The sequence below is a fragment of the Blautia sp. TF10-30 genome, assembly GCF_003481245.1.
Lineage (GTDB): Bacteria > Bacillota > Clostridia > Lachnospirales > Lachnospiraceae > Fusicatenibacter > Fusicatenibacter saccharivorans.
Genome location: NZ_QUKM01000011.1, coordinates 26,068 through 37,279 on the forward strand (window position 1 = coordinate 26,068; position 11,212 = coordinate 37,279).

Annotated in this window: 11 protein-coding genes; all 11 read left to right on the forward strand. The window is 45.5% G+C overall.

What is annotated here, in order from left to right; translation table 11 throughout:
• The first annotated feature begins 42 nt into the window (after window positions 1–42).
• Window positions 43–1,047 carry an ABC transporter permease gene (locus tag DXD02_RS10795; protein WP_118666835.1) on the forward strand — a complete coding sequence of 335 codons (1,005 nt, stop codon included), beginning with the start codon at window positions 43–45 and terminating at the stop codon, window positions 1,045–1,047.
• Window positions 1,048–1,062: 15 nt separating this feature from the next.
• On the forward strand, window positions 1,063–2,316 hold the full coding sequence (locus DXD02_RS10800; RefSeq protein ID WP_117805092.1) for an ABC transporter permease: 1,254 nt from the start codon (window positions 1,063–1,065) through the stop codon (window positions 2,314–2,316).
• A gap of 10 nt (window positions 2,317–2,326) precedes the next feature.
• Window positions 2,327–3,334 (forward strand): ABC transporter ATP-binding protein, encoded by a 1,008-nt coding sequence (locus DXD02_RS10805; protein WP_173841206.1) that lies wholly within the window; start codon window positions 2,327–2,329, stop codon window positions 3,332–3,334.
• Window positions 3,327–4,145 (forward strand): ABC transporter ATP-binding protein, encoded by an 819-nt coding sequence (locus DXD02_RS10810; protein ID WP_022462701.1) that lies wholly within the window; start codon window positions 3,327–3,329, stop codon window positions 4,143–4,145. Before DXD02_RS10805 ends, DXD02_RS10810 begins: the two co-directional genes overlap by 8 nt.
• 198 nt (window positions 4,146–4,343) lie before the next feature.
• Complete coding sequence (locus tag DXD02_RS10815; RefSeq protein ID WP_118601349.1) at window positions 4,344–6,209, forward strand: sensor histidine kinase; 1,866 nt, start codon at window positions 4,344–4,346, stop codon at window positions 6,207–6,209.
• Entirely contained in the window at window positions 6,181–7,629 is a 1,449-nt protein-coding gene (locus DXD02_RS10820) for a response regulator (RefSeq protein ID WP_118666836.1), read from the forward strand. Before DXD02_RS10815 ends, DXD02_RS10820 begins: the two co-directional genes overlap by 29 nt.
• Window positions 7,622–9,379 (forward strand): ABC transporter ATP-binding protein, encoded by a 1,758-nt coding sequence (locus tag DXD02_RS10825; protein ID WP_117802568.1) that lies wholly within the window; start codon window positions 7,622–7,624, stop codon window positions 9,377–9,379. Before DXD02_RS10820 ends, DXD02_RS10825 begins: the two co-directional genes overlap by 8 nt.
• 115 nt (window positions 9,380–9,494) lie before the next feature.
• Window positions 9,495–9,764 (forward strand): spore coat associated protein CotJA, encoded by a 270-nt coding sequence (locus tag DXD02_RS10830; RefSeq protein WP_242998449.1) that lies wholly within the window; start codon window positions 9,495–9,497, stop codon window positions 9,762–9,764.
• Window positions 9,761–10,042: a spore coat protein CotJB gene (locus DXD02_RS10835; protein WP_022462706.1), complete on the forward strand. Its 282-nt coding sequence runs from the start codon at window positions 9,761–9,763 to the stop codon at window positions 10,040–10,042. Before DXD02_RS10830 ends, DXD02_RS10835 begins: the two co-directional genes overlap by 4 nt.
• A gap of 3 nt (window positions 10,043–10,045) precedes the next feature.
• Window positions 10,046–10,699, forward strand: coding sequence for a manganese catalase family protein (locus DXD02_RS10840; protein ID WP_055218834.1), 654 nt, complete (start codon window positions 10,046–10,048; stop codon window positions 10,697–10,699).
• A 165-nt stretch (window positions 10,700–10,864) separates the two neighbouring features.
• Entirely contained in the window at window positions 10,865–11,035 is a 171-nt protein-coding gene (locus DXD02_RS15475; RefSeq protein WP_156327612.1) for a hypothetical protein, read from the forward strand.
• Window positions 11,036–11,212 lie beyond the last annotated feature (177 nt).

Here is an 11,212-nt window from a genome sequence, read left to right on the forward strand (position 1 = left end):
GTGCTCCGGCCGCTTTTACAAAATCAGAAGGAGGGTTCCTCTATGAAAGGAATGAAAAAGTATTATACGCAGAAGATCATGTGGTATCTTTTGACGTTAGTCTTTGCAGTGCTGCTGAACTTCATTCTTCCGCGTCTGATGCCGGGCGATCCGGTTTCAACTATTGCGTCCAAATCGGTAGAAGGTATGACCGATGCGACTGCAATTCAGAAAGTATATGAAGACTATGCAGCGAAATTTGGTATTAACAAACCAATGTATGTCCAGTTTTTTACTTGGGTAAAAAATGCACTTCGCGGTGATTTCGGCATTTCTTTCAGCCAGTATCCGCGTACCGTATCCGATATTATTTCCAGTTCGGTTCTGTGGACCATATGTTTACAGCTTCCGGCCATTATTGTTGGATGGATTCTTGGTAACCTGCTTGGTGCAATTGCAGCTTACATGAAAGGTGTTTTCGACAAGGCAATCCTTCCGGCATTCCTGTTTATCAGTAACGTACCTGCCTTTGGTATGGCGACCGTACTTTTGTTTATTTTCTCACTGAAATTACATATTGCACCTGCAGCAGGCGGCTATGCGAGCAGTATGATTCCGCATATGAGCCTTGCTTTTATGAAATCTGTGCTTTCACATTACCAGTTGCCATTCTGGTCTATCGTAATCATCACGATCGGCGGCCAGGCGATTGGTATGCGTTCGATGTCAATTTATGAATTGAATGCTGACTATGTAAAATACAGTCGTTTCCTTGGTATCAAGGATCATACGATTGTGAAATATGTGTTCCGTAACGCAATGCTTCCGCAGATCACCGGTCTCGCAATGTCCCTTGGTACCATGATCGGCGGCAACCTGGTAGCTGAGATGGTATTCAGTTACCCGGGACTTGGAACGACAATGCTCTCAGCAGTTACCGGCCAGGATTATCCGCTGCTTTCTGCCTGTACGTTAATCATTACCATCATGGTTCTGCTGGCCAACCTGCTTGTTGAACTTCTGTATGCAGTCATTGACCCACGTGTCAAAGCATCCCAGCAGGATTAGAAAGGAGAATACGCTATGAAAAATACAATCAAACAGATTTTTCATTCAGGAAAATTCGTGACAGGATTTGTAATCTTCTTGGCAATTCTCCTGACCATTATCATCTATCCGTTTGTTGTGGCAAAAGATCCGCTGGCAATGATCGGAAACGGAAACTTTTTCAAACCGGGTACCTATCTTTCGATTCAGGACACCGTAAATTCCGGCAAAACGTATAAGATGAATGTTGATGCAACCGCATCCATCGTTGAAAGCAAACTGACAATGGACAACCGTTCTATGATGGCAGAATGGCTGGAAAAATACGGCGGTGTAGATGCCAGTGAAATCGATGTTACCGACGCAGAAGGTCTGATTGCGCTTTGGGAGGAAAAATATGACCCAAATGCAGAACAGAAAGGCCTTATCGCAGCAAAAAAGAAAAAATATCAGCGTCTCGACAACGAAATCGACGGTATTTTAGAGGATGTTCCAACCATTATTGCCGAGAAAAATGAAGAGACCGGTGAGCTGGAAGAGGTTCAGAGCATCGACAGCAAGCAGTACATCAATGAAAAAGATGTCATTAACCGTCAGACCTTCGTGCTTGGTACAGATAACTTTGGTCGTGATGTTTTGACTGAGCTGATCTCTGCAACAGGTTCATCCCTGAAAATTGGTCTGGTTGCGGGAATCATTGCAACCGTGATCGGACTGTTCCTCGGACTTCTTGCAGGTTACCTTGGAGGTTTTGTGGACAACCTGATTCTGTTCTTTACCAACTTGTTCACCGTTATCCCATCCTTCGTTCTCTTGATCCTCATCTCCTACAGCGTAGGTGAGTCTCAGAGGGGAATCATGATGGTGGCACTCCTGATCGGAATTACAGCATGGCCGTGGACAACACGTTCCGTACGTTCCCAGGTTATTTCTCTTCGAAACCGTGACCATGTAAACCTTTCCAAACTGTCCGGCCACAGCATGCTGCGGATTGTCCTTACCGACATCCTTCCGTACGTTGCATCCTACGTTGTTATGGCCTTCATTCTCCAGATTTCCTCCGGAATTCTGGCAGAAGCACAGCTTTCTATGATCGGACTTGGACCGGCAACCACAAAGACTGCAACACTTGGTCTTATGATGCAATGGGCAACCCAGTACAATGCACACTTAAACGGTGCATGGTGGGCATATTTCCCGGTCATTCTTGTAATCGCACTTATTTCATTCTCTCTTAACCTGATGAACACCGGTCTTGACCAGGTATTCAACCCGCAGTTAAGAGACTAAGGAGGCAGCTATGGGAAAAGTAATGCTGGAAGTAAACAATCTGAAAACGAAATATGTGACTCGTTTTCATGAAGATGTATACGCCGTAGACGGAGTCTCCCTGAAGATTGAGGAGGGAAAATCCCTCGGTGTAGCAGGTGAGTCCGGCTGTGGTAAATCGACGCTGGCGCTGTCACTGATGGGCTATTATTTCGCACCGCTTCACTACATCAGCGGCGATATTATCGTAGATGGAAGAAAAATTTCCGGAATGAAACCAGACGATGTCCGGAAAAATATTCTGGGCAATGAGATCGCCTACATTCCGCAGGCAGCAATGAATGCTCTGAACCCGACACAGAAAATCATCCGATTTGTAGAAGACGTTATTCATGCGCATGATCCGAAAATGCCGAAAAAGGATATTTATGATCTGGCAAAAGAACGTTTTCAGATCTTAGGCCTGCCGGCGGAGGTACTGCAGAAGCATGCGGTTGAGCTTTCCGGAGGTATGAAACAGAGAACCGTTATCGCAATTTCGACCATTCTTTCTCCGAAGGTACTGATCGCCGATGAGCCGTCATCCGCGCTGGATGTAACTTCCCAGAAAATGGTTATTAAAATGATGCGTGATCTGATGGAAAAAGGATTTATCAAATCCATGATCTTCATCACACACGAGCTGCCGCTTCTTTACAACGTAACCGATGATATTATGGTTATGTATGCTGGACAGATTGTAGAAAAAGGTACCGCAAAAGAAATGGTATTCGATCCGCTGCATCCATATTCCAAAGGTCTGATGGGATCGATCATCGTTCCGGAGGAAGGTGTAAGAGAACAGAAGCTGACTGCAATTCCGGGAACTCCGCCAAACCTGAAGCATCCGCCGGAGGGCTGCCGTTTCGCAGACCGCTGTCCTTATGCACAGCCAACCTGCCGCGGTATGAAACCAGAGGTCATCGAACTGCCGAACGGAAGAGAGTACCGCTGCCTGATGTCTGAGAGAAAGATTCGGGAGGTGTATGCAAATGCGTGATGGTAAAGAATTAAAACCATGCCTCTCCGGAAGAGGCGTAACGAAAGTGTTTGGCTTTGGCGATGCAAAAACGGTCGCTGTAGACCATGTTGATTTCGATTTTCATGAAGGTGAATTTGTTTCTATCGTAGGAGAATCCGGATCCGGAAAAACAACCCTTTCGAAGATGTTGCTCGGGCTGATCAGCGTAACGGAAGGCGAAATTGATTTCCAGGGTAAACCAAGAGACATCTCGAACGGAAAGAAGAAAAAAGAGTACTGGAAGGGAATTCAGGCGATTTTCCAGGATCCGTTCGCTTCCTACAATATGTTCAAACGTGTAGATTCTGTTCTGCTGGATTGCATTAATATGCGCGGTGACAAAAATCTGCCGAAAGAAGAAAAAGAACGTCTGATGACAGAGGCCTGCAGCTTTGTAAACTTAAAATACGCAGAACTGACAAACAAATATCCATTTGAGCTGTCAGGAGGCCAGATGCAGCGACTGATGATTGCACGTATTTTCCTTCTGAAACCAAAGATTCTGCTTGCCGATGAGCCGACGTCTATGATTGATGCCTGCTCACGTGCAACAATCCTGGATATGCTGCTGAAGCTGCGTGATGAGATCAATATGACGATTATCTTCATCACCCACGATATTGGTCTTGCTTACTATGTATCCGATAATGTTTATATTATGGAGCATGGAAAATTTGTGGAATCGGGACCGGCAGAAGAAGTAATTCTTCACCCGACAGCAGCGTATACCAAACGTCTGATCAGCGATGTTCCAAAGATTTATGAACCGTGGGATCTGACAACAGTATAACAATGGTACGAAAGCTGTTTCCCTGGAATCATGCTTTGCGTCATATATGAGTCTTGCGAAAAGAGAGACGGTACACGGAAAAAAAGTGTACCGTCTTCTCTTTTTGTCAATAATTTTTCTGAAAAAATTGCTTTTTGAAGAGAAAACTGGTAAAATTAGTAAAGTTACAGAACCGAAAAGAAAACTGGGGGATAAAAAATGGGAAACTGGTTTCGCGGACTGAAACTGAACCAAAAATTTACCGTAACAACGTTGATCTTTATTTTTATTCCACTTTTTGGCATGATGTGCTTTGGATTTAGGAGTATCAAAAAGAATGCCATAGATCATGGGGTAAATGAAGCAGTAACAGCAACAGATCTTACCTGTGCGGAGGTGAATGCAAAAGCGAATGCCTGCTCAATGGTTGTAGATACGCTGCAGGAGTATGAACCGTTGGAAAAATATCTTCTTCATCTCAGGAGGGGAGAGGAGATCTCGGAGATCTATTATCAGCAATTTCGGAATAACAGCATCAGCATAATCGACAAAATGCAGGAGGCAATGCCGGATCTGTACCAGATCCATATTTTTGCCATGGCAGATGGTTTTCTGGAGCAGCAGCCGATCCTGTACCAGAAGGAAAAGATGAAAAACTGCGCCTGGTACCGAAGCTATCAGGGCGGAGGACAGTGGTTTTTTGACGTACAGGAAAAAAATATTATCTCCGGTACAAAAAAAGAAGGTTCCCATTTGATGACTTATGTACGGGAGCTGCGGGATCAAAGCGGAGGAAGGCTTGGCGTGATCGAGGTATCCATGCGTATGGCAGACATATTTCCTGAAATCTATCGATCCGGTGACAGCAGCTGGGCCTGTTTTGTTGATGAAAATTGGAATTTATATGACTGCGGGAAGACAGCGGCAGCCTGCAAATGGCAGTCCTATCGGGGGCTGATTCTGTTCCGGGCAGGAATCCGTGACAAAAAAGAGAGTCAGCAGAGCGCGGTGATTGACCGGAAAAACGTTGCAATTGTGCTTCGGAAAGTCGATAAACTCAATGGAATGTTTGTAACACTGATCAATTTGGATGATGCAACCGGAAACATGATCAAACAGCAGCAGAGAATGCTGCTTGAATTTGCCGGCTTCGGACTGCTTCTGATTGTGGTGGTCAATCTGATTGTGCGTGGCCTGCTGAAGGAGTTTTATGACGTCCTGGGTGAGATGCGTCAGATTGACAATGGAACAACAAAGATAAAGGTTTGTTACAGCGCAGAAGAGATGCGGGAAATGAGCTATGGTATCAACGGAATGCTGGAGAGAATTCAGAAACAGAACGAGGAAAGCATCAAAAGGGAGGCAGCGCTGAAAGATACGGCAATCCGGGCAATGCAGAACCAGATTAACGCTCATTTTATTTATAATGTTCTGGAATCCATTAAGATGATGGCTGAGATTGATGAAGAGTATACGATTTCCGATGCGGTAACAGCACTTGGTGAAATGCTGCACTACAATATGCGCTGGAATAAATTTCTGGTAACCGTTCAGGATGAGATGAATTATATTCAGAACTATGTGGAACTGATGAATCTGCGGTATGATTTCACAATAACACTGTCCGTTCAGATACCGGAAAATTTATATCGGCAGGATATCCCCAAGATGTCTCTTCAGCCGATTGTGGAAAATGCAATCACACATGGAATTGAGGAGCTGGATGCAGACGCCGTCATTGAAATCAAAGGAATAGAGCATGAAAAGAGCTTTGAGATTGAAATCACAGATTCCGGAACAGGCATGTCAGAAAAGCAGCTTGCAATTCTGAGACGTAAACTAAGAATGCGCCTGAATTCAGATACACAGCCGAAACATGGAATCGGGCTTCGGAATGTACAGGACAGAATCCACATTCAATTTGGAACAGAGTATGGACTGTCAGTTTATACAAAAGAGCATTGCTATACGAAGGTGAGTATTCATCTTCCCATCACGAGGGGGAAATATTCTCTGATGGATCAAGAGGGTGACGAGAAAGAGGAAGAAAAAGAAAATGAATACACTACTGGTTGTAGAAGATGAAAAATTGATTCGACAGGGAATCGTGGCGATGATCCGGCGAAGCAGCGTGCCGGTGGAGGAGATTCTGGAGTGTCGAAACGGAGAAGAGGCATTGGAGATTTTGGGGAAACAGAGGGTGGACGTCATGTTCACTGATATCCGTATGCCCAAAATGGATGGTCTGACACTGGTCAACAAAATGGAGGAGTTATCACAGAAACCTGTTGTTATTGTTTTAAGCGGCTATGATGAATTTTCCTATGCGGTTGAAATGATGAAACATGGAGTTCGGGACTATATTTTAAAACCGATCAAGCGGGAGACGATAGAACAGCTTCTGGAAAATCTGAAACGAGAGCTTTCGGAGACCCGGGAAACGGAAGAAGAGGAAGAACGGTGCTTTTTAAATCAGCTCCGTTATCTGATGATGAATGCAGAAATGGCCGAAGAAAACGAATGGATGGATATGGAAAGCAGGATCCGGCGATACATCGGAAACGACAGCTTCCGGATCCTGCTGACCAGCAAGGCAAATGGGGAACGGTTTTCGAAATGCAGCGGAATTCTGCTGGAAGGCGTAGAAGGAGGAGTTCTGTATCTTCTGCCGGAACCGGAGGCAGAGCGGATCATGAAAGAAAAAGATGAGAGATTTTGTCTCGGAGTGGGAAAAGAACATCATTCTGTGATGGAAATTCCAGAGGCATACCAGGAAGCACTGCTGGCCAGGGAAATGGCATTTATACAGAAAAATCCTGTGGAAGAATATCAGAAAAAATGTTTTGAGGAAAAGCCGGAACTGGCACAGTTTCAGGAAAAATTTATTCTGCAGGTGCCAACGGACCGGGCAGATACTGTGCTGCGAAAAATGCGGAACTGGTATTTTGAGGCAGCACATCAGAGGGTTTCCCCCTATCAGCTTCTGGCAGTAACAGAAGCAATCTGTAAAGAGCTGGATCTTTTTCATCGAGTGGCGGAAAAACAGGAAAAATGTCCGCGCCCTCTGCAGTACCGTGATGCAGATCTGTTTCTGGATGCGTTTGAAAAATGGATACACGTTTACAGGGAAAGCCTGAAAAGTCAGACAGCCGGAAAAGAAAAAATGGAAGAGGCAATTTCATATATTCGGGAAAATTATGCAAAAGATCTGAATATGGCAATGGTATCTAACCATATTTGTATGAATTATTCGCTGTTTTCAGCAGCGTTTAAAGAACATACCGGTGTGAATTTTGTGAACTATCTGAAGGAGATCCGCATTGCGGAGGCAAAGCGTCTGTTGATTCAAACAGAAGATAAAATTACGGAAATTGCCAAACAGGTTGGATTTGAAAATGATAAGCATTTCATGAAATCATTTAAAACGGCATGCGGCGTATCACCGTCTGAGTTCCGAAAAGATTACAAAATGGTTTCCAACGGAAAGGGAGGACAGGATGAGTAAAGAAAAAGAAACCGGAAAAGAGAAGAGAAGAATCCGCCAGCTGGCGCGGTATTACATTCCATATAAGGGATTGTTTTTTACCGACATGTTTTTTGCAATGCTTGGAGCAGCCATTACACTGGTGATTCCACTGATTGTACGGTATATTACGAGTACGGTTGTGGAAAAGCCGCTGGAGCAGGCAACGGGTGAGATTATCCGCCTCGGTATTCTGATGATTGCTATGGTTCTGGTTGAAATGTACTGTAACTTTTATATTGCCTATTACGGCCATGTGATGGGGGCGCGGATTGAGCATGATATGCGGAACGAGATCTTCGGCCATTATCAGAAGCTTTCGTTTGCTTTTTTCGACAACCAGAAGGTCGGCCATCTGTTGTCGCGCATCACAAGCGATCTGTTCGATATCAGTGAGCTTTTACATCATGGGCCGGAGGATATTGTCATTTCGTTTATCAAACTGATCGGTGCGATGATCATCCTGTTTGTGGTAAATCCGATGCTGGCATGTGTGCCGCTTGTGGTTATTGTGGTGATGCTGCTGTTTGCGTTAGTGATGAACAGCCGCATGAAGAGTGCATTTAAGGAAAACCGCCGCAGAATTGCGGATATCAACAGTCAGATTGAGGACAGTCTTTCGGGGATCCGTGTTGTCAAATCGTTTGGAAATGAGACAGAAGAGATGCGTAAGTTCAATGCGGGAAATGACCGTTTTGTCGATTCGAAGAAGGTCAGCTACCGCTATATGGGAATTTACAATTCGGGAATGGGAGCCTTTTCGACGCTGATTACCGTTATTTCGCTGATTGTCGGCGCATTGCTGATGACAGGCGGGAAGCTTGGGGCGGCGGATCTGGTTACCTTTCTTCTGTACATCAATAACTGCACAGATCCGGTGAAAAAGCTGGTGAACTTTACGGAGCAGTTCCAGAATGGTTATTCCGGTTATGAACGTTTCCTGGAAATTATGAGCATCGCACCGGACATCCAGGACAAGCCGGATGCACTGCCACTGAAGAATGTGCAGGGAGAAGTAACCTTTGAAAACGTTTCGTTCCATTATGAGGAGTCGAAGGAGAATGTGTTAAGCAATGTGAATCTGCATGTCCCGGCAGGAGACTATGTGGCGCTGGTGGGCAGCTCCGGCGCCGGAAAGACGACACTCTGTTCTCTGCTTCCGCGTTTTTACGATGTGACAGAAGGAAGGATTCTGCTGGATGGAAAGGATATCCGCGATGTGAAATTGAAGGATCTGCGCGATGAGATCGGTATTGTGCAGCAGGATGTGTACCTGTTTGCGGGAACGATCATCGACAACATCCGCTATGGCAGACCGGATGCGACCGACGAGGAGGTCATCCGCGCAGCGAAAGCGGCCAATGCACATGAATTTATCATGGAACTGGCGGACGGCTACGACACCGATATCGGCCAGCGCGGCGTAAAACTTTCCGGTGGCCAGAAACAACGGCTTTCCATCGCCCGCGTATTCCTCAAAAACCCGCCGATCCTGATTTTCGACGAGGCAACCTCAGCGCTCGACAACGAAAGCGAAAAAGTCGTCCAGAAATCTTTGGAACTTCTGGCGAAAGACAGGACAACCTTCGTGATTGCGCACCGGCTGTCCACAATCCGGAATGCAAAGCGGATTCTGGTGCTGACGGAGAATGGAATTGCGGAGGAAGGCACACATAAGGAACTGCTCGCGAAAGGCGGGATTTATGCGCATTTGTATGAGATGCAGTTTTGATGAAAATTTCATTAGTATGACAGAAAGGCAGTGGAAGAGAAACCGCTGCCTTTTTTGACACTTTCTTATTTTCTTCATACTCTATAAAGAACAGAAAATGAAAGAGGAACATGGTATGGATTCATCCCGTATGAATCGCGGCTGCTGCGGTGCGAACAATATGCAGAACCGCCGCGCCGCTTCAAACAATATGGAACTGAAGATGGAATCAAGGAATTTCCCGCGGAAAATGCAGCATGTAGATCATATGATACCTGCAATGGCGTACGTTCCGATGCAGCGGTTTGAACAGATCTATGATCTTTCCGCTGCATTAAAAAATGGAACCTTATTCCCGGAACTCTGTAAACCATTCTGTGGAAAGGGAGGAGGACAGTGCCTATGATGCCGCAGATGCCATCCCGCGAAAAGCTGCTCGCCTGGATTGATCAGGTCAGCTTTGCTGTTGTTGAAATGAACCTTTACCTCGACACCCACCCGGAGGATGAAGATGCACTTGCCTTTTTCCGGGAAAAAGTGGAGCTTCGAAAAGAAGCACTGAAACAGTACGCCGAACAGTACGGCCCGCTCACGATCGATACCGCCAACGACCGCATGAGCCGTTCTTTCGAATGGGTTATGCAGCCATGGCCGTGGGAAGTCAACCGGAAAGGAGGGTGCTGACGGATGTGGAATTATGAAAAACGCCTCGAGTATCCTGTAAACATCACGACACCAAACCCTAAAATCGCCCAAATTATCATGAGTCAGTATGGTGGCCCGGATGGAGAGATGGGCGCATCCATGCGGTATCTCTCTCAGCGTTTCACAGCACCGAACCGAATTGTAGCGGGGGTGTTGAATGATGTTGGGACAGAAGAACTCGCACACCTTGAGATGGTTTCAACGATCGTTCATCAGCTCACCTGCAATCTTTCTCTGGAAGAAATTCAGAATTCCGGTTTTGCTAATTACTATGTAGACCACACAGCCGGAATCTGGCCGCAGGCGGCTGGCGGAGTTCCGTTTAATTCCTGCGAATTTCAGTCGAAAGGCGATCCGTTAACAGATCTGTTCGAAGATCTCGCTGCAGAACAGAAAGCCCGGTCAACGTACGACAACATCCTTCGCTTGGTAAAAGATCCGGAGGTAGCTGATCCGATTCGTTTCCTGCGGGCGCGTGAAGTTGTGCATTTCCAGCGTTTTGGTGAAGCACTGCGTTCTGTACAGGACGAATTGAATTCGAAGAACTTTTATGCGTTTAATCCGTCGTTTGATGCAAAGACTTTCTGTGCGGCACCGCAGCCAGGGGCAGGTCAGGGGAATTGCTGCACAAGATAGTAAATTAAAAATCAAAGAACAGCACACCACTGGAAAATCCCATCTGAAAAACAGGTGGGATTTTTTTGGTTTACAGTAAGAAAATCTTATCCAGTCGTAAATCATTATCCCATCATAATATAGAAAAAAGACTTTCAAAAACAGAACAGTCAGAAAGGATGTTCCATGGAAGCAATGAATTATGTAAAGCCCGAACTCATCGTCGTTGCGTTCGTGCTGTATTTTTTCGGTGTTGCTTTGCGGCAGGCACCGGATGCGGACAGCAGGATGGAAAAATCAGTAAGCAGCCCATCCGCCATGGTAAAAAAACTGCAGAAGTGGTGCAACCAGAAATAGAAAAAAGAATACTCAAAGACCCGGTTTTGTGTTATACTGGAAGATAGTTTAAAATGAACAGAAAGAAAAGAGCTTCAAAAAAGACTCGAAGTGTCAAATGTAAAATACAAAAGAGAAAAAATAAAGGTAATTTTTGCATACAGATTCATCGGGGGGAATTGCGGCTGACAGGAGAGA